General features: G+C 72.7%; 19 protein-coding genes. 8 read left to right on the top strand and 11 right to left on the bottom strand.

Going from position 1 to position 18717, the window contains the following annotated elements; all coding sequences use genetic code 11:
- Positions 1–5 precede the first annotated feature (5 nt).
- Together ACIHCM_RS13330 and ACIHCM_RS13325 are read right to left on the bottom strand one after the other, a co-directional pair.
- Positions 6–365 carry a hypothetical protein gene (locus ACIHCM_RS13330; protein WP_399893801.1) on the bottom strand — a complete coding sequence of 120 codons (360 nt, stop codon included), beginning with the start codon at positions 363–365 and terminating at the stop codon, positions 6–8.
- Positions 366–367: 2 nt separating this feature from the next.
- On the bottom strand, positions 368–1117 hold the full coding sequence (locus ACIHCM_RS13325) for a LytR/AlgR family response regulator transcription factor (RefSeq protein ID WP_399893799.1): 750 nt from the start codon (positions 1115–1117) through the stop codon (positions 368–370).
- Between the two features lie 77 nt (positions 1118–1194).
- On the opposite strand from ACIHCM_RS13325, the gene ACIHCM_RS13320 reads away from it, so the two are divergent.
- From ACIHCM_RS13320 to ACIHCM_RS13305, 4 genes are all read left to right on the top strand, one after another.
- Positions 1195–1698 (top strand): Lrp/AsnC family transcriptional regulator, encoded by a 504-nt coding sequence (locus ACIHCM_RS13320; protein ID WP_393113378.1) that lies wholly within the window; start codon positions 1195–1197, stop codon positions 1696–1698.
- A 122-nt stretch (positions 1699–1820) separates the two neighbouring features.
- Positions 1821–2642 (top strand): dimethylargininase, encoded by an 822-nt coding sequence (gene ddaH, locus ACIHCM_RS13315; RefSeq protein ID WP_399893796.1) that lies wholly within the window; start codon positions 1821–1823, stop codon positions 2640–2642.
- Complete coding sequence (rocD, locus tag ACIHCM_RS13310) at positions 2639–3862, top strand: ornithine--oxo-acid transaminase (protein ID WP_399893793.1); 1224 nt, start codon at positions 2639–2641, stop codon at positions 3860–3862. Before ddaH ends, rocD begins: the two co-directional genes overlap by 4 nt.
- Before the next feature lie 332 nt (positions 3863–4194).
- On the top strand, positions 4195–6693 hold the full coding sequence (locus tag ACIHCM_RS13305; protein WP_399893790.1) for a SpoIIE family protein phosphatase: 2499 nt from the start codon (positions 4195–4197) through the stop codon (positions 6691–6693).
- 143 nt (positions 6694–6836) lie between these two features.
- Here the strand turns inward: ACIHCM_RS13305 and ACIHCM_RS13300 are convergent, their stop codons facing one another.
- The 3 genes from ACIHCM_RS13300 to ACIHCM_RS13290 form a co-directional block, all read right to left on the bottom strand.
- Complete coding sequence (locus ACIHCM_RS13300; protein ID WP_399893787.1) at positions 6837–7652, bottom strand: SAM-dependent methyltransferase; 816 nt, start codon at positions 7650–7652, stop codon at positions 6837–6839.
- Between the two features lie 107 nt (positions 7653–7759).
- Positions 7760–7972 carry a DUF397 domain-containing protein gene (locus ACIHCM_RS13295; protein ID WP_399894613.1) on the bottom strand — a complete coding sequence of 71 codons (213 nt, stop codon included), beginning with the start codon at positions 7970–7972 and terminating at the stop codon, positions 7760–7762.
- Positions 7973–8006: 34 nt separating this feature from the next.
- Positions 8007–8882: a helix-turn-helix domain-containing protein gene (locus ACIHCM_RS13290; protein WP_399893784.1), complete on the bottom strand. Its 876-nt coding sequence runs from the start codon at positions 8880–8882 to the stop codon at positions 8007–8009.
- Between the two features lie 305 nt (positions 8883–9187).
- Here ACIHCM_RS13290 and ACIHCM_RS13285 point away from each other — a divergent pair, with 305 nt between their 5' ends.
- The 4 genes from ACIHCM_RS13285 to ACIHCM_RS13270 all read left to right on the top strand — a co-directional run bounded on the left by ACIHCM_RS13285 (position 9188) and on the right by ACIHCM_RS13270 (position 12380).
- Positions 9188–9949: an ATP-binding protein gene (locus tag ACIHCM_RS13285; protein WP_399893781.1), complete on the top strand. Its 762-nt coding sequence runs from the start codon at positions 9188–9190 to the stop codon at positions 9947–9949.
- The gene (locus ACIHCM_RS13280) at positions 9927–10388 is read left to right on the top strand and encodes a hypothetical protein (protein ID WP_399893778.1); all 462 of its coding nucleotides are present in this window, start codon (positions 9927–9929) and stop codon (positions 10386–10388) included. Before ACIHCM_RS13285 ends, ACIHCM_RS13280 begins: the two co-directional genes overlap by 23 nt.
- A gap of 143 nt (positions 10389–10531) precedes the next feature.
- Positions 10532–11257 (top strand): lysophospholipid acyltransferase family protein, encoded by a 726-nt coding sequence (locus ACIHCM_RS13275; protein ID WP_399893776.1) that lies wholly within the window; start codon positions 10532–10534, stop codon positions 11255–11257.
- A gap of 70 nt (positions 11258–11327) precedes the next feature.
- Positions 11328–12380 carry an NAD-dependent epimerase/dehydratase family protein gene (locus ACIHCM_RS13270; RefSeq protein WP_399894610.1) on the top strand — a complete coding sequence of 351 codons (1053 nt, stop codon included), beginning with the start codon at positions 11328–11330 and terminating at the stop codon, positions 12378–12380.
- A gap of 7 nt (positions 12381–12387) precedes the next feature.
- Here ACIHCM_RS13270 and ACIHCM_RS13265 read toward each other — a convergent pair whose 3' ends face one another.
- From ACIHCM_RS13265 to ACIHCM_RS13240, 6 genes are all read right to left on the bottom strand, one after another.
- Entirely contained in the window at positions 12388–13992 is a 1605-nt protein-coding gene (locus tag ACIHCM_RS13265; RefSeq protein ID WP_399893773.1) for an alpha/beta hydrolase, read from the bottom strand.
- Between the two features lie 138 nt (positions 13993–14130).
- Positions 14131–14904: an urease accessory protein UreD gene (locus ACIHCM_RS13260; protein ID WP_399893770.1), complete on the bottom strand. Its 774-nt coding sequence runs from the start codon at positions 14902–14904 to the stop codon at positions 14131–14133.
- Positions 14892–15569 carry an urease accessory protein UreG gene (gene ureG / locus ACIHCM_RS13255; RefSeq protein ID WP_399893767.1) on the bottom strand — a complete coding sequence of 226 codons (678 nt, stop codon included), beginning with the start codon at positions 15567–15569 and terminating at the stop codon, positions 14892–14894. Before ureG ends, ACIHCM_RS13260 begins: the two co-directional genes overlap by 13 nt.
- Positions 15570–15993: 424 nt before the next feature.
- Positions 15994–16668 carry an urease accessory protein UreF gene (locus tag ACIHCM_RS13250; protein WP_399893764.1) on the bottom strand — a complete coding sequence of 225 codons (675 nt, stop codon included), beginning with the start codon at positions 16666–16668 and terminating at the stop codon, positions 15994–15996.
- Between the two features lie 14 nt (positions 16669–16682).
- Entirely contained in the window at positions 16683–18404 is a 1722-nt protein-coding gene (locus ACIHCM_RS13245; RefSeq protein ID WP_399893761.1) for an urease subunit alpha, read from the bottom strand.
- Complete coding sequence (locus ACIHCM_RS13240; RefSeq protein WP_399894607.1) at positions 18397–18708, bottom strand: urease subunit beta; 312 nt, start codon at positions 18706–18708, stop codon at positions 18397–18399. Before ACIHCM_RS13240 ends, ACIHCM_RS13245 begins: the two co-directional genes overlap by 8 nt.
- Positions 18709–18717 lie beyond the last annotated feature (9 nt).

The following is an 18717-nucleotide window of genomic DNA, read 5'->3' as shown; positions in this document are numbered from 1 at the left end:
CGTCCTCAGCGGTCCTCGACGAGGCGGACGAAGTCCCGTTCGTTGCGTTCGGCGCGGCTCACGTACCAGCGGGCCAGGAGGACCAGGGGCGCGTACAGGCAGAAGCCGAGGACCAGCCACTCCAGGCGGCGGGCGTCGGGGGCGGTCGCGAACACCAGCGGCAGGGGTCCGACGAGCAGGACGAGGACGGCGAACACCGTCAGCGCGGCGCGGAGTTGGGTGCGCATCAGGGAGCGGACGTAGGTGTGACCGAGAGTGGTCTGCTCGTCGATCTCGGTCTGCGGGCGGTAATAGCCCGGGGCGCGGCCGGCGCCGCGGCGTGGGCCGGTAACGACTACCCGGCGTTCGACGGGTTCCTGGGGCACCGTCACGCCCTCCTCATGAGAAGGTCCCGCAGCTCACGGGCGTGGCGACGGCTGACCTGGAGTTCCTCGCCACCGACCAGGACGCAGACCGTGCCCGCGTCCAGGCGGAGTTCGCCGATGTGGCGCAGGGCGACCAGGTGACGGCGGTGGATGCGGACGAAGCCGCGGGAGCGCCAGCGCTCCTCCAGGGCGGACAGCGGGATGCGCACCAGGTGGCTGCCCTTGGCGGTGTGCAGCCGGGCGTAGTCGCCCTGGGCCTCGACGTGGGTGATGTCGTCGACGGCGACGAAGCGGGTGACGCCGCCGAGTTCCACGGGGATGTGGTCGGGGTCGGGCTCGTGCACGGGGATGCGCGGGGCGGTACCGCGCTGCTCGGCGGCCCGGCGTACGGCTTCGGCGAGGCGCTCCTTGCGGACCGGCTTGAGGACGTAGTCGACGGCTTTGAGGTCGAAGGCCTGGACGGCGAAGTCCTCGTGCGCGGTGACGAAGACGACCAGCGGGGGCTGGGCGAAGCCGGTCAGCAGTCGGGCCAGGTCGAGACCGTCGAGGCCGGGCATGTTGATGTCGAGGAAGACGACGTCGATGGCCTCGGGTCCGTCCGGTCCGGACTCCAGGGCGCGGGTGATCCGGCGCAGTGCCCCGGTCGCGTCGCCGGCGCCCTCGGCGCTGCCGATCCGCGGGTCCGCGTTCAGCAGGTACACGAGTTCCTCGAGGGAGGGGCGTTCGTCGTCGACAGCCAGGGCACGCAGCATGAACGTGGAGTCTAGGAGCAAGTCGTACGCCTGCACACGTCCCGGACGCGGACGTTCTCGCTGGATACAGTGCCCGCATGAACAGCAGGCCGGCGCCCTTCGACGAACTGGACCGGAAGATCATCACCGCGCTGATGGCGAACTCCAGGACGAGCTTCGCCGAGATCGGCGCGGCGATCGGGTTGTCGGCGACCGCGGTGAAGCGCCGGGTGGACCGGCTGCGGGAGACCGGCGTGATCACGGGGTTCACGGCGACCGTGGAGCCGTCGGCGCTGGGCTGGCGTACCGAGGCGTACGTGGAGGTGTACTGCGAGGGCGCGGCCCCGCCCCGGCGGCTGGCCGAGGTGGTGCGCGGCTATCCGGAGATCGCGGCCGCGATGACGGTGACCGGGGGCGCGGACGCGCTGCTGCACGTGCGGGCCCGGGACGTGGAGCACTTCGAGGAGGTGCTGGAGCGGATCCGTACGGAGCCGTTCATCCGCAAGACGATCAGCGTGATGGTGCTGTCCCATCTGATTCCGGAGAGTCCGGAGGCGGGTGCGAGCCAGCCCGCACCGGAGCGCGCACCAGACGTGCGCTGAGCGCGAGAACTGCGCAGCATTCCTGCGCGAACACGCAGCTTTTGTTTCTTGTCGCGCTTCCCCGCCGTTTCTACCGTGGTGTCACCCCCAGTCGACACCGCAGGAAGCGGAGGGACCCCTCTGTGTCCGAAACCCGTGTGCCGCGCCGGCGGCGCTTCCTCGTCTGCGAACCCAGACACTTCGCCGTGCAGTACGCGATCAACCCCTGGATGCATCCCGACGCCGAGGTCGACGTCGGTCTCGCCCAGGAGCAGTGGCGGACGCTGATCCGCGTCTACGAGGACCACGGCCACACGGTCGACTCCGTGCCGCCGGTGCCGGGTCTGCCGGACATGGTCTTCGCCGCGAACTCGGCGGTCGTCGTCGACGGCCGGGTCTTCGGCTCCCTCTTCCACGCGCCCGAGCGGCGCCCCGAGTCCACGCACTACGACACCTGGTTCAAGGGGGCGGGCTTCGACGTCTACCGCCCGGAGAACGTGTGCGAAGGCGAGGGCGACCTCGTCCCGACGGGCCGGTACATGCTGGCAGGCACCGGATTCCGCACCACCCGCGAGGCACATCGCGAGGTGCAGGAGTACCTCGGCGTGCCGGTGATCTCCCTGACCCTGGTGGACCCGTACCTCTACCACCTCGACACGGCGCTGTTCGTGCTCGACGAGGAGAACATCGCGTACTACCCGGACGCCTTCTCGCCCGGCAGCCGCGAGGTGCTCGCACGCCTGTACCCGGACGCGGTGCTCGGCACCCGGGAGGACGCGATGGCGTTCGGGCTGAACTCCGTCTCCGACGGGCGCCACGTCTTCATCTCACCCCGCGCCGAGGGCCTCGCCGCGCAACTCGCCGACCGCGGCTACGTGCCCGTGCCGGTGGACCTGTCGGAGTTCCACAAGGCCGGCGGGGGCATCAAGTGCTGCACCCAGGAAATCCGGGAGATCCGTTCATGACCGCACCCGCCCGTACCCGCGACTCCGCCGAGCTGATCCGCGCCGAGAAGCCGGTGCTCGCGCACAACTACCATCCGCTGCCCGTGGTCGTGGCACGCGCCGAGGGCACCTGGGTCCAGGACGTCGAGGGCCGCAGGTACCTCGACATGCTGGCCGGCTACTCGGCCCTGAACTTCGGCCACCGCCACCCGGCCCTGATCGACGCGGCCCACCGCCAGCTCGACCGTCTGACCCTGACCTCCCGCGCCTTCCACAACGACCGGCTGGCCGAGTTCGCGGAGCGGCTGGCCGCGCTGACCGGCCTGGACATGGTGCTGCCCATGAACACGGGCGCCGAGGCGGTCGAGAGCGGCATCAAGGTGGCGCGCAAGTGGGCGTACGACGTGAAGGGCGTCCCCGCCGACCGGGCGACGATCGTGGTCGCCGCGGAGAACTTCCACGGCCGTACGACGACGATCGTGAGCTTCTCGACGGACGAGACGGCACGGGCCGGCTTCGGCCCGTTCACGCCGGGCTTCCGGATCGTGCCGTACAACGATCTCACCGCGCTGGAGGCGGCCGTCGACGAGACGACCGCGGCGGTGCTGATCGAGCCGATCCAGGGCGAGGCGGGCGTGCTCATCCCGGACGACGGCTACCTGGCCGGCGTGCGGGAAGTGACCCGGCGCAAGGGGTGCCTGTTCATCGCGGACGAGATCCAGTCGGGCCTCGGGCGTACGGGCCGGACGCTCGCCGTCGAGCACGAGGGCGTCGTCCCCGACGTGCTGCTCCTCGGCAAGGCGCTGGGCGGAGGCATCGTCCCGGTGTCGGCGGTGGTGGCGAACCGTGAGGTGCTCGGGGTACTGCGGCCGGGTGAGCACGGTTCGACGTTCGGCGGCAACCCGCTGGCCGCCGCGGTCGGCACGGCGGTCGTCGAGCTGCTGGAGACGGGCGACTTCCAGCGCCGGGCCGCGGAGCTGGGCGTGGTGCTGCGGGGCGGCCTGGAGGAGCTGGTCGGCAAGGGCGTCGTCGGGTTCCGGGCGCGGGGGCTGTGGGCGGGCGTCGACATCGACCCGGCGATCGGCAGCGGGCGCGAGATCAGCGAACGCCTGATGCGCGAGGGCGTCCTGGTGAAGGACACCCACGGGTCGACCATCCGGCTGGCCCCGCCGCTGACCGTCACCGGTGAGGAGCTGCGGTCGGCACTGGATGCCTTGGGGACAGTGCTCGGCCAGGCCTGAGGGGCGGGGCGGAGCGGGCCGGAGAGCACCTTCGCGCTCCGGCCCGCGCCGCCCGTTCCGCTCCCCCGAGCCGCGCCGCCCGTTCCGCCCCCCGAGCCGCGCCGCCCGTTCCGCTCCCCCGAGCCGCTCCCCCGCTCCGCTCCCTCCGGCCGCGCCCGTCGTTCCGCCCTCCACCGGACCACCCCGCACCGGCCGCGCCAGGAGCGGCCACGGCCGCCGTCTGCCCACCCGGTCCTCCGGTGGGCGGTCGCTCACGCGGCAACCCCGCCCCCGCAGGGGTGAAGATGGGGGCAAGAGGTGGTAGACCACTCTCAGCGACAGAGAGGTCAACGGTGGGCACATACGAGGAGCGCGACGTCGACCGTCGGCCGTTCGACGTGGCGGACGCCGCTCCCGTGCTGCTCGACGCCCGGGGCGTCGTGACGAGCTGGACCAGGGACGCCCAGCGTCTGCTGGGTTACCCGCCCGCCGAGGCCGTCGGCCGCGCCATCGCCGAACTGCTGACCTCCGAGGACGCCTCCCGCGTGCCGGAGCTGGTCGAGCGGTGCCGCAGGGAGGGCGGCTGGGCGGGCCTGCTGACCGCCCGGCGCGCCGACGGCACGCCGCTCCGCGTGATGGTCCGGATCACCTCGGCGCTGGAGGCGCAGGGTCCGTCCCGCTGGCTGGTGCTGATGTCGGAGCTGGCCGGGGCTCCCGGCTGGGACATGAGCCGCACCATGCTGGAGCAGATGGTGACCCGCTCCTCGGTCGGCATAGCGATCGTCGACACCGACCTGCGCTTCGTCTGGTCGAACCCGGCCCTCGCCCAGTTCGGCGGCGGACCGCCCGACCGCAGGCTGGGCCTGCGACTGGCCGACATCCAGCCGGGCCTGGACACCGAAGCGATCGAGGCGCAGATGCGGCACGTCCTGGCGACCGGCGATCCCGTCGCCGGCTACGAGCTCGTGGGCCATGTGCGCGCCGCCCCGTTCCGTGAGACCGCGCAGATGATGTCGTTCACCCGGCTCGACGACGGCCACGGCCATCCCATGGGCGTCTACTACACGGTCCAGGACATCACCGACCGGCACCGCGACCGCCAGCGCCTGGCCCTGCTCGACCGGGCGGGCGAGCGCATCGGCCGCACTCTCGACATCACCCTGACCGCGCAGGAACTGGCCGACGTGGCGGTGCCCGAGCTCGCCGACTTCGTCACCGTCGACCTGCTGGAGTCGGTGCTGCGCGGCGGGGAACCGGAACCCGGGCCGCCGCGCGACACGGACCGGGTGCCGTTGCGCCGGGTGGGCCAGCGCTCTCTGGACCGGACCGTGCTGGACGCCGTCGTGGGGATCGGCGAGGCGGCGACGTATCTCGCCGGGTCGCCGCCGATCCGCTCCCTGACGACGGGCATGCCCTGGCGTGAGGCACGGCTCGACCCGCTCGCCGAGGAGTGGACCACGGAGACACGCGGCGGCCGGCGGTCCATCTTCCTGGAGCTGGGCCTGCACAGCGCGATGATCGTGCCGATCCGCGCGCGGGGCGTCACCCTCGGCGTCACCACCTTCTTCCGGCGCCGCCGGCACGAGCCCTTCGACGAGGGCGACCTGAGTCTGGCCGAGGACCTCGTCTCCCGGGCGGCCGTCTGCGTCGACAACGCCCGGCGCTACACCCGCGAGCGTGACGCGGCCCTGGTGCTGCAGCGCAGCCTGCTGCCGCACCGGCTGCCGGAGCAGGAGGCCGTGGACGTGACGGCCTGCTACCGGCCCGCCGACGAGCTGACCGGCCTCGGCGGGGACTGGTACGACCTGATCCCGCTGTCGGGGGCGCGGGTCGCCCTCGTGGTGGGCGAGGTGGCCGGGCACGGCATCCAGGCGGCGGCGGCCATGGGACGGCTGCGGACCGCCGTACGCACCCTCGCGGCGCTGGATCTGACGCCGGAGGAGGTGCTCGGCCATCTCGACGACCTGGTGGCCATGGGAGCGCCCGACGACGGCGTCGTACCGGACGCGGGCGCTGCCGACGGCTGGCAGGGCGGACCGCTGGGGGACGGTTCCGGCGGCTCCGAGTCCGTCGGGTCCGGCTGCCTGTACGTCGTCTACGACCCGGTCGAGGGGCGGTGCACGATGGCCGCGGCGGGGCATCCGGCGCCGGCGGTCATCGGGGCCGACGGCAAGGTCGCGTTCATGGATCTTCCGCAGGGTCCCGCACTCGGCGTGGGCGGGCCGCCCTTCGAGTCGGTGGAGGTGACGCTGGCGGAGGGCAGCACGCTCGTGCTGCACACCGACGGGCTGCTGGCCAGCGGCGACGAGGCGTGGGCGACCGACGTGGGCCGCGACCGGCTGCGGGCTGCGCTGGAGCGGCCGGCGCCCTCGCTCGAACAGCGCTGCCGGGCGGTGGTCGACGCGCTGGTGCCCGCGCGCCCCTACGACGACGTGGCCCTGCTGCTGGCACGCACCCGGCTGCTCGGCGCCGGCCAGGTGGCGAGCTGGGAACTGCCGGTCGACCCGGCCGTGGTCGCCGACGCCCGCAGGACGGCCTGCCGGCAGCTGTCCGAGTGGGGGCTGGACGAACTCGCCTTCACCACCGAGCTGGTGGTGAGCGAGCTGGTCACCAACGTCATCCGGCACGCCGTCGGCCCGATCCGGCTGCGGCTGATCAGGGCGGGCACGCTGGTCTGCGAGGTGTTCGACAGCGGCGCCACCGCACCGCATCTGCGCCATCCCCGGACCACGGACGAGGGCGGGCGCGGGCTGCTGCTGGTCTCGCAGCTCACCCAGCGGTGGGGTACCCGGTTCGTCCCCGACGGCAAGGTCATCTGGGCGGAGCAGCCGCTGACGGGCCTTCCGGACTGACGCGGCGGGCCCGTCACCGCCCTGGCACGGAACGCCGGGGCCCGCACGTCCTCATCCGGAGCAGGGCCGGCCGGCGGACGCGGCGGGTTCACCGGCCGGCCGGCGACACCGTGCCGACCGGCGTACGGCTCCCGCCATTCCTCCTACGGCTTGCGCGCCACCGCCCCGTACATGGCGATGTCCTCGTCGAGGATGCCCTCCTCGCCCGTGCCGTCCGGGCGCCACTTGTGGACCTGGACGATGCCGGGTTCGACGAGTTCCAGGCCGTCGAAGAACTCGTGGGCCTCGTCGATGGTGCGCAGCCGCATCGGCATGTTGCGGGCGGCGTACTCGCGGGCGACGCGGCCCACCTCCTGCGGCGCGAACTCGGCCGTGCCGATGGACATCGCCAGGTAGCTGCCCGAGGGCAGCGGCTCCAGGAGGCGGCGGACGACGGCGACCGCGTCGTCCTCGTCCAGGATGAAGTGGACGATCGCGATCACGGTGAGGGCCACCGGCTGCGTGAGGTCGAGAGTGTCGCGCAGCTCGGCGGCGTCCAGGATGGTGCCCGGGTCGCGGAAGTCGGCCTCGATGTAGGCCGTCCGCCCCTCGGGGGAGCTGGCCAGCAGGCCCTGCGAGAGGGTGAGGACGATGGGGTCGTTGTCGACGTAGACGACGCGCGACTCGGGCGCCACCGCCTGCGCGATCTCGTGCAGGTTCGGTGAGGTGGGTATGCCGGTGCCGATGTCCAGGAACTGGCGCATGCCCGCCTCCTCGGCGAGCCAGCGCACGGCGCGGTTCATCCAGTCGCGGTTGGCCCGCATGTGGATGGGCAGGGCGGGCCATTCGCGGGACATGGCGTCGCCCGCCTCCTGGTCCGCGGGGTAGTAGTCCTTGCCGCCGAGGATGTAGTCGTAGATCCGCGCGGAGTGCGCGTTCTCGGTGTCGATGCGGTCGGCCGGCCATCCGTTGTCAGGCAACGCCGTGTCTCCCATTCGGGTCGGGGGGTGCGGGGAACGCTCAGCAACAGCGGGGGGTCGATGAGCCCGGGGAACAGGTGAGGAGAGCGCGTCGGACGAGGTGCCGATCAGAGCAGGAAGTCCGCCTCGCCCGACTTCACTCCCGTCAGGAAGCTCGACACCTCGAGGGGCGTGAAGACCAGCGCCGGTCCCTCGGGGTCGGTCGACTGGCGGACGGCGACCCGCCCGTCGGCGAGTTTCAGCACTTCCACACAGGCGCCTCCGGCGTCGTCGCTCCACGGCTTGGACCAGCCCTGGGCGCCCAGTTCGGGAGCGGGCATGCCGTTGTGTACGGGGCGTGTGGGGTGGTGCACGTCAGAGCTCCTTGCGAATAGCGCCGAGTTGGGCCTCGGTCTTGCCGGCGGGCGCCGCCTGGGCGCCCAGCCGGTCCAGGGCCTCGCGGTACACCACGACGTCGTCGCTCTTGTCCAGGTAGACCGCGCCCACCAGGCCGTTGAGATAGACGATGTCGGGCAGTTCACGCGCCCGGAACCGGAAGAGGTGGAACGCGCCCGCCCGCATGGCCGGGTGCGGGCCGTTCGAGAACCGCATGATCTGGAGGGTCACATGCGGCAGCCGGTTCACCTCGATCAGATGGTCGACCTGCGCGCGCATCACCTCCGCGCCACCGACCGGCCAGCGCAGCACGGTCTCGTCCATCACGACCCACAGTCGCGGCGGCGCCTGACGGCTCAGCAGCTCCTGGCGCCGCATCCGCAGCGCGACCCGGCGTTCGGTCGCCTCGGCCGGGGCGTGCGGGTTGCCGGCGCCGAGCAGTGCGCGGGCGTAGCTCTCCGTCTGCAGCAGCCCGTGCACGAACTGGTTCTCGTAGGCGCGGATCTGCAACGCCGCCTGCTCCAGGTTCAGGTACGCGGCGAACCAGTCCGGCAGCACGTCCCGGTAGGTGTGCCACCAGCCGCGCTTGTTGGCCTCCCGGACCGACTTCAGGAACGTGTCGATCTCCTGCTGGTCCGTCACGCCGTAGATCTGGAGCAGCTTCTCCGCGTCCGGGAGCCGGAGGCGTGCGACCTTGGCGGCCTCCATCCGGCGGATCGTGGAGTGACTGACGCCGATGGCCGCGCCCGCCTGCTCGTAGGTCAGTCCGGCCCGGGTCCGCAACTCCTCCAGTTGTCTGCCGAGGATCATGCGCAGCACGGAGGGGGCGCCGCCCCAGTCGGTCTCCGCGGTCACGCCGTACCCCCTCACACCGTCGGCTCCAGGGCCACCGTCTCACGCGGTCACTTGTGGAGTTTCATCGATCATTTACCGGCGAGAGCAGCATGCACCTGGCCAATTGCAATTTTCAACTTGCCGCTTGCGAGCGGTTGTCGGCGAGTGCGACAGTGGGATCACTGTCCTCGGCTCACTGAACAGCGCCGCAGACCGGTCCAGTTGGGGGAGATCCGGTCACCACGCGCTGTCGCACGGCGCGGTTCGCACCCCCGTCCCCACCCCGCGCAGCCGGCCGGTGCGACAGCAGTACGGCGATGACGCACATGGCAGACGAAAGGCGTACGGCATTGGCTCCGCCCTCCCTCCCCCACCCACTGGACCGTGTGCCCGGGCACGGACTGCCCGACCGCCCGCCCGCCGCACGACAGGCACTCCAGCCGTCCGCCGCCTGCCCCCTGCCGCTCACCGGCCCGGAGCACACGCTCGGGGCGCCGTCGAAGGCGACACCCCCTGTGCCGGCACCCGCAGGCGTGTTCACCGGTCGGCTCCCCGGGCCGCCAGGCCCAGGCCGGCTCGCCGCCGGGGACCGGCCCGACCACCGCGCGCACACCTTCGTCCTGCCGGCGACCCCGGAGTCGGCCGGCGCGGCCCGGCGGGCCGTGCGCCGGACACTGACGTCGTGGCACACCCACGCCGACGACATCGACAACGCTGTCCTCGTCACCTCCGAGCTGGTCACCAACGCCGTGACGCACTCGGGCAGCGCGCGGATCGTGTGCCGGCTGCACTCCACCGGGCTCCGGCTCCGCGTCGAGGTCGAGGACGAGAACCTCGGCTCCACCCTCCCGGCGCCCCGGCAGGCCTGCCCCGACGACCAGAACGGCCGCGGGCTGCTCCTGGTCGAGGCGGTCTGCGACGGCTGGGGAGCCGGACCCGCCCCGAACGGCTCCGGACACATCGTCCGGGCCGACCTGAAGATCTCCCTCCCCCACCCCTTACCGAGCGTCTCCACCGCATCCCCCGCCCGGCCCGTCCCCCACTCGGCCGAAGGATCCGCACCACATGTTCCGACCGCACAGCCGTGACCCGCACCCGTACCGCTCGGCGACGACGCTCCACCCCACGCCCGTCCGGCGTGAGCCGTCCCGCCTCCCGATCCCCCCGCAGCTCCCCACGAGCCTCGGGTACGACGCCGTGGGAACTCCCCGGGAACACGGTGCGAGCATCCTGGACTCCCTCCCCCGGGTGGGCTGCGTCTTCGCCGACGACCGGCACTGGTGGTGGATCGTCCCGTCCGGATCGCACATCGGCATCACCTGGCCGCCGAGCACCACGTACGCGATCGGCGCCCGGATGGGCGACCCGTCCTGGACGGCCACCCGGCCGCGGCCGGGCACGAGCCACCCGCGCCTGATCCACTCCCCGATGGACGGCTCGCCCTACACGCCTCCGATACCGCTGTACTTCCTCACCTGCCGCCTCACCGGCAGCAGCCCGCGCTGGTCGCTCGGCGCCACCGAATGAAGAGCCACCGGTACGACGCACACCCCCGGCGTCGTACCGGTTTCCCACCCTCTCGCCCGCGCCTAGACTGACACCTCACGACGTGCTGGTTGACCTGCGAGAACGCTGCGGGGCGCCGAACCGACGGAGTGAGGAGCCACCCGTTGTTCTACTACCTGCTCAAATACGTCCTTCTCGGCCCGCTGCTGAGACTGGTCTTCCGGCCCCGGATCGAGGGCCTGGAGCACGTGCCGGCGTCGGGACCCGCGATCGTCGCGGGCAACCATCTGTCGTTCTCGGACCACTTCCTGATGCCGGCGATCCTCAAGCGCCGGATCACCTTCCTGGCGAAGGCCGAGTACTTCACCGGGCCCGGCATCAAGGGCCGGCTGACGGCGGCGTTCTTCCGCAGCGCGGGGCAGATCCCGGTCGACCGCTCCGGCAAGGACGCCGGTCAGGCCGCGATCCGCGAGGGCCTCGGGGTGCTGAGCAAGGACGAGCTGCTCGGCATCTACCCGGAAGGCACCCGCTCGCACGACGGCCGCCTCTACAAGGGCAAGGTCGGCGTCGCGGTCATGGCCCTCAAGGCCGGGGTCCCGGTCGTCCCGTGCGCGATGATCGGCACCTTCGAGGCCCAGCCGCCGGGCAGGGTCGTCCCCCGCATCCACCCCGTGGTCATCCGCTTCGGCCGGCCTCTGGACTTCTCCCGCTACGCCGGCATGGAGAACGAGAAGGCCGTCCTGCGCGCCGTCACCGACGAGATCATGTACGCCATCCTGATGCTGTCCGAACAGGAGTACGTCGACCAGTACGCGGCCGTCGTCAAGGCGGAGTCCGCGCAGCAGGCGGAGCAGCGGGAGCGGAGGTTCCGGCGGATGCCGCTCAGCTGACCTCTGCTCTCAGCCGAACTCCCTGGCCCGCCAGGTCGTAGCGGCCTACGGTCGCCTCATGAGACGTGCTGTGGTGATCGGAGCGACAGGCCAGATCGGGCGCCCGGCGGTGCGGGCGCTCGCACATGACGGCTGGGACGTGACGGCCGCGTCCCGGGGCGGCGGACGGGACGCGGCCTGGCCCGCGGAGGTGCGCGCGGCCCGGCTCGACCGGGACGACGACGCGGCACTGGCCGCGCTGATCGGCGAGGACTGCGATCTCGTCGTCGACGTCGTCGCCTACGGAAGCGAGCACGCGCGGCAGCTGACGGGCCTTGCCGGGCGGATCGGCTCGGCCGTGGTGATCTCCAGCTTGTCGGTGTACGAGGACGGCAAGGGCCGCGGCTTCGACACCCAGGCCGAACCGGACGGCTTCCCCGAGTACCCGGTGCCGCTGCCCGAGAGCCAGGGCACGGTGACGCCCGGCGAGTCCTCGTACAGCACCCGCAAGGCGGCCCTGGAGCGGGAACTGCTGGCGGCCGGCGACCGGTTGCCCACCACGCTGCTGCGCGCCGGCGCGGTCCACGGCCCGCACTGCCGCACGCCCCGTGAGCTGTACTTCGTCAAGCGCAACCTGGACGGCCGCGCCCGGCGCGTCCTGGCGTACGGCGGCCGCAGCCGCTTCCACCCGGTGAGCGTGCACACCCTGGCCGAACTGATCCGCCTGGCCGCGGCCCGCCCAGGCTCCCGGGCCCTCAACGCCTGCGACGACGACGCGCCGCCGGTGCTGGAGATCGCCACCGCGATCGACGCCGTGATGGGCGCCGAGACGGAGACGGTACTGGTCGACGGTCCGCCGCCCGCACCGTCGGTGGGCGACAGCCCGTGGTCGGTACCGGTGCCCGTGGTGTGCGACATGTCGGCCGCGGAACGCGAGCTGGGCTACCGCCCGGTGGTGCGGTACGCGGAGACACTCCCGGAGACGGTCGAGTGGATCGAACGCCGACTGGCCGGGCGGGACTGGCGGGAGGCCTACCCGAAGATGTTCCAGGCGTACGGCGACCTCTTCGACTACGCCGCCGAGGACGCCTGGCTCGCCGAGGGGCGGCCGGCTGGTCCGCCGGCCGCCCCTGACACCGTATGACCGCTGTCTACGGCTTGGGCGTGGCGTGCGGGGCGCACGTCACGTCCTTGGCGTCCAGCTTGCCGGTGAGCAGGTAGGCGTCCACCCGGTCGTTCACGCACGAGTTCACCAGGCTGGTGACGCCGTGCGATCCTGCGTCCTTCTCGGTGATCAGGCGCGAGCCCTTGAAGCGCTTGTGCAGTTCGAGGGCGCCCTCGTACGGGGTGGCCGCGTCGCGCTCGGACTGCACGATCAGGACCGGGGGCAGGCCCTTGGCGGTCCTCACGTCCAGCGGGGTGTTCTGCTTGGCCGGCCAGGTGGCGCAGGGCAGGTTCATCCAGGCGTTGGCCCAGGTCATGAACGGGTGGTCGCGGTGCAGCCGGGTGTTGTCCCGGTCCCACTTGCGCCAGCTGGTGGGCCACTTGGCGTCGGCGCACTCGACGGCGGTGTAGACGGCGTTGCCGTTCTCCGCTCCCGCGTTGCCCGCCGTGTCGGACAGGTCGGGGGCGGCCGCGTCGACGAGGGCCTGGGTGTCACCGGCGACGTACTTGCTGAAGACGGTGGCGACCGGCACCCACGAGGAGTCGTAGTACGGGGCGCTCTGGAAGAAGGAGATCAGCTCCGCCGGGCCCACGACGCCACCGAGGGGGTTCTTCTTCGCGGTGGCGCGCAGCTTCAGCCACTGGGCCTGGACCTCGGCGCGGGTGTCGCCGAGGTGGAAGGCGGCGTCGTTCTCGGCGACCCAGTCCTGCCAGTCCTTCCAGCGCGTCTCGAAGGCGACGTCCTGGTCCAGGTTGGCCTGGTACCAGATCTTCTCCCGCGACGGGTTGACGACGCTGTCCACGACCATGCGGCCCACATGGCGGGGGAAAAGGGTGCCATAGACCGCGCCGAGGTAGGTGCCGTACGAGACGCCGAGGAAGTTGAGCCGCTTCTCGCCGAGCGCCGCCCGGATGACGTCGAGGTCGCGGGCGGTGTTCGGCGTGGTCATGTGCGGGAGCATCGCGCCGCTGCGCTCCTGGCAGCCCTCGGCGTACTCCCGGGCGAGCTTGCGCTGGGCGCGCTTGTCGGCCTCGGAGCCGGGCACCGGGTCGAGCTTGGGCGCCTTGACGAACTCCTGCGGGTCGACGCAGGAGATGGGCGCCGACTTGCCGACGCCCCGGGGGTCGAAGCCCACGAAGTCGTAGGCCTTGGCCACCTTCGCCCAGACGGCGTTGCCGGTGGTGACGCGGCGCGGGAAGCGCAGTCCTGAGCCGCCGGGGCCGCCGGGGTTGTAGACGAGGGCGCCGAGGCGCTCGTCCTCGGTGCCGGTGTTGCCGACGCGGTCGACGGCGAGCTTGATCTGCTTGCCGTAGGGCTTCGCGTAGTCGAGCGGCACCGTGACCCAGCCGCACTGGATCGGCTTCTCCAGCCCCCAGTCGGCCGGGCAGTCCGCCCAGTCCACGCCGGTCTGAGCGGCCCGGGCCGCCGCGACCCGGACGCCCCAGGACTCGGCGTCCTGACCGTGGCGGGCTTGGTCGGCGCTCGCGCTGGCGGTGGGCGCGGCCACCGCGCCGGCTATCAGCGTCGCCGCGACGAGCAGTCCGGCCGAACCGATCGCCGCCGTCCGCCTCTTCGGTCTGATGTCCCTCAAGTGGGGCCTCCCGTACACCGTTTCGATACGTTCGATACGTACGGGTGATCCTGTCCGCCGTGCGGTCGCCGGGGACAGGGGCCGTCCACCTTCTTTGCCAATCCGATAACCGGAGAGGCAGGTTCGCTGGCCGGGGCGTTACCCGATCGACGCCAGCGCCTCGTCCAGTGTGCGCCGCAGGCGCAGCGCGTCCGCCGCGACAGCTGTCACCAGCACGGCGGGCCCGGCGAGCGGCAGCACGGCGGCGCCCTCCCCCAGTACCCGGACAGCCGCCGGACGCTCCGCGAACTCCGGCCTTACGACCACCAGTTGCCCGACGGCGCGATGGCCGCCCAGCCCTGCCGGGCCGTTCCAGCCACCCGGGGCGCCCGGACCACAGGACAGCTCCTGGTCGAGGACGGTCCGCCCGGCGATCCGCACCGACAGCCGGCTGGTGAGCCGCCCGGGTTCCTCACCGGCGCGGCCGAGCACCTGCTCCTCGCGCAGGACGAGACGGGCGGCCGGGCCGAGGTCGGCCCGGGTGCGCACGTACAGGTCACTGTCCCGCGCGGCGATCAACTGCTCGGGAAGCCAGTGCAGTTCGCCGCCGTCTGCCACGCTGAGGCGGACGTCGTAGCGGGCCCCGCCCTTGGCCTGCCCCGGCAGCGCGAGGGTGGCGGCGGCCGACCCGACGTGCAGCCGGGCACCCTTCTCCACGCCGGCTTCGACCACGAAGTGGTCGCCACCGAGGGGGCCGCTCATCGCGCCGACCAGCACCACCCGGGCCTCGTCCGCGCTCCCCCGCGTCCGGCGCAGTGCCAGCGGCCCCCCGCCCGCCAGCAGGGGCAGCGCCGTTCCGCCCCGTCCGTCGGGGCGGGCGGCGATCCGGGCGGTGGCGTGCACCCCGGTCGCGGTCGCGCTCACGCCGTCCACGCGGCGAGCCGCCCGCGCACCCACTCGGCCACGTCCCGCACGCCGGCGTCCTCGCGGAGCGACTGGAACACGACGGGCAGTTCGGCGCGCTGGGCTTTGGCGTCGGCGGCCATCCGGGCCAGGTCGGAGCCGACGTAGGGGGCGAGGTCGGTCTTGTTGACGACGAGCAGGTCGGCGGTGGTGACGCCGGGGCCGCCCTTGCGGGGGATGTCGTCTCCGCCGGCCACGTCGATGACGAAGACCTGCGCGTCGACGAGGCCCTTGGAGAAGGTGGCGGTGAGGTTGTCCCCACCGGACTCGACCAGGATCAGGTCCAGCGGCCCGACCTCGTCCTCCAGGTCCTCGACGGCTTCGAGGTTGGCGGAGATGTCGTCCCGGATCGCGGTGTGCGGACAGGCCCCCGTCTCCACGGCGGTGATCCGCTCCGGCGGCAGCACGGCCTCCCGCAACAGGAACTCGGCGTCCTCGCGCGTGTAGATGTCGTTCGTGACGACGGCCAGGGAGAGCTCGTCACGCATGGCCCGGCAGAGCGCGGCGACGGTAGCGGTCTTCCCGGATCCGACGGGCCCCCCGAGCCCGATCCGCAACGCCCGCCGCCGCCCGTCACACCGGTACGCGTCGGCACTGACGGCGCCGGGGCCGTCGTGAAAGTGATCGAGATGCATGAAGGCTCCTTACTGGGGGGCTGAGACGGACAGCCGGCCCGGCGTTCACGGGACAAGGCCGTCGAGGCGGACACGGGGGGCTCGTGGCGGAAACGGGGGGGGGTGGGGCGGGGCCCGTGGCGGGGACGAGGGCAGAGGTCACGGGGGCGGCCGCCGGCCGGAGCAGGGGTACTGGGGACGGCAGCCCTCGTAGTGTGGGTACAGCGGGGGGACAGGCACCCGGGGCAGGACCCGAGCGGGCGACTTCCACGCAGTACAGGAGGCGGCGCCCGAAGGGCACGGGCCCGAAGTACGGCAACCCGCGCTGCAGGACCCAGCGGCGGCGGCCCCCAGCACAGGGACCCCGGCGGCGGCAGCCCCCAGCAGGGCGGCGTCGCGGAGCCCCCGGGGACGGGACCGGTACGGCGGCGGGGGCGGGAAAGGCTCACGACGCGAACAACCGCACCCCCCACCCCGCATGCACCTCCGCCCCGATCTCCAGCAGCGGCGCCGAAGCCGCGGGCAACGCGTCGCCCCCCTCGCGCACGACATCCCGCGCCACCTCCACCGCCCGCTCCGCGACACGGTCCACCTCCGGCGCCAGCCGAGCCAGCACCCCGGACGCCTCGAACGGATCCAGACTCAGCAGCCGCACCGTCGCACCGGCCGGCCCGCTCACACACTCGTACGCCGCGCAGTGGGCGGCATCGGCCTCCCCCAGCCCCGCCGCCCGCGCCGCGAGCCCCAGCACCACCGGCTGATGCGCCCCCTTGGGAAAGGCCCGCGCCACGGCGTCCAGCTCACCCGACGGCCAGGTGGCCCGCGCGGCCCGCAGCAACTGCCGCCCCAGCCTGCGCGCAGCGACCCGCAGCGCCGGTGACGGAGTCCGCGCATCGGCCGCGGCGTCCAGCTCCCGCGGATCGACACCGAGCGCCGCCGCCGCGGCGAGGGCGGCCGACACCAGCCCCGCCGTGTGCAGCCGGCCCCGGCAGAACTCCTCCAGGCTCTCCGCGTCGGCGACGCGGCCCGACTTCACCGCGGCCTCGGCCCCGCCGGAGTGCGCGTGCCCCCCGGCGGGGAACCGGCCGTCGGCCAGGACGAGGAGTGCGGTCCGTGACATCCCAGCACCTCGTCTCAGAACAGGAAGTAGCGCTGGGCCATGGGAAGTTCGGCCGCCGGGGCCGCCTCGACCAGCTCCCCGTCGATACGCACGGCGAAGCTGTCGGGGGCGATACGCACATCGGGCCGGGCGTCGTTCTCCCGCATGTCGGCCTTGGTCACGCCGCGCGTCGAGTCGATGGCGACGAACCGCTTCCCGAGCCCGAGCCGCTCCGGCAGCCCGTCCTCGACGGCGAGCGGCGCCACGAAGTTGAACGAGTTCGAGCCCGGCGCCCGCCCGATCGCCCCGTACATCGGCCGGGGCAGAATCGGCTGCGGCGTCGGAATCGACGCGTTGGCGTCGCCCATCTGCGCGTACGCGATCTGCCCGCCCTTGAGGACGAGGTGCGGCCTGACGCCGAAGAAGGCCGGCTCCCACAGCACCAGGTCGGCGAGCTTCCCGGGCTCCACGGAACCCACCTCGCGCGCGAGGCCCTGCGCGAGCGCCGGGTTGATCGTGTATTTGGCGACATAGCGACGTACCCGGCGGTTGTCCGCCCGTCCGTCACCGGGCAGCGCGCCGCGCCGCCGCTTCATCACATGGGCGGTCTGCCAGGTCCGCATGACGACCTCGCCGACCCGGCCCATCGCCTGTGAGTCCGACGAGATGATCGAGATCGCGCCCAGGTCGTGCAGTATGTCCTCCGCCCCGATCGTAGAGGGCCGGATCCGGGACTCGGCGAAGGCCAGATCCTCCGGCACCGCCGGGTTGAGGTGGTGGCACACCATCAGCATGTCGAGGTGTTCCTCGGTGGTGTTGACGGTGAACGGCCGCGTCGGGTTCGTCGAACTGGGCAGCACATGCGGCTCGGAGACGACGGTCATGATGTCGGGGGCGTGACCGCCGCCCGCGCCCTCGGTGTGGTAGGCGTGGATGCCGCGCCCGGCGATCGCTGCCAGTGTGTCGCCGACGAAGCCGGCCTCGTTGAGGGTGTCGGTGTGGATGGCGACCTGGATGCCGGTCCGCTCGGCGACGGTCAGCGCGGCGTCGATGACGGCCGGGGTGGAGCCCCAGTCCTCGTGCAGCTTCAGGCCGAGTGCGCCGCCGCGGATCTGCGACAGCATCGCCTCGTGGGAGACGGTGTTGCCCTTGCCGAGGAGGCCGATGTTGAGCGGGTAGTGCTCCATCGCCTCCAGCATCCGGGCCAGATGCCAGGGTCCGGGCGTGACGGTGGTCGCCTTGGAGCCCTCGGCCGGTCCGGTGCCGCCGCCGACGAGGGTCGTGATGCCCGCGGACAGCGCCTCGTCGGCGATCTGCGGGCAGATGAAGTGGACGTGCGCGTCGATCGCCCCGGCCGTCACGATCCGCCCGTTGCCCGCGATGACCTCGGTCTCCGGGCCGACGACCAGCTCCGGATGCACACCGTCCATGGTGTCGGGGTTGCCCGCCTTGCCGATCCCGGTGATCCGGCCGTCGCGGATGCCGATGTCGGCCTTGACGATTCCCCAGTGGTCGATGATCACGGCACCCGTGACGACCGTGTCGGGAGTGCCCTCCGCGCGCGTGGCACGGGCCTGGCCCATGGACTCGCGGATCACCTTGCCGCCGCCGAACACCGCCTCGTCACCGGCGAGTTGGGGTCCCCCGCTGCGGTCCTCCTCGATCTCGACGAGCAGATCGGTGTCGGCGAGCCGGATGCGGTCGCCCGTCGTCGGGCCGAACAGGTCGGCGTACGCGGCACGCGGGATCTCAGGCATCGAGGGCGCCTCCGGTCTCCCCGCGCAGTCCGGGCACCACTCGGGCGCCGGCGATCGGGACGAGTTCGACGTCGACCGGGATGCCGGGCTCGAAGCGTACGGCCGTACCGGCGGCGACGTTGAGCCGCTTGCCGCGCGCGGCGGCGCGGTCGAACTCCAGGCCGGGGTTGGCCTCGGCGAAGTGGTAGTGGGAGCCGACCTGGACGGGCCGGTCGGCGGCGTTGAGCACGGTGAGGCGGGTGACCGGGCGTCCCGCGTTGCAGGCGATCGGGCCGTCGGCGAACAGGATCTCTCCGGGAATCATCGCGCCGCC

The organism is Streptomyces sp. NPDC052023, from assembly GCF_044548465.1.
Classification (GTDB): Bacteria; Actinomycetota; Actinomycetes; order Streptomycetales; family Streptomycetaceae; genus Streptomyces.
The sequence above is the reverse complement of the archived record's forward strand: the minus strand, read 5'-3'. Positions and strand labels throughout refer to the sequence as shown.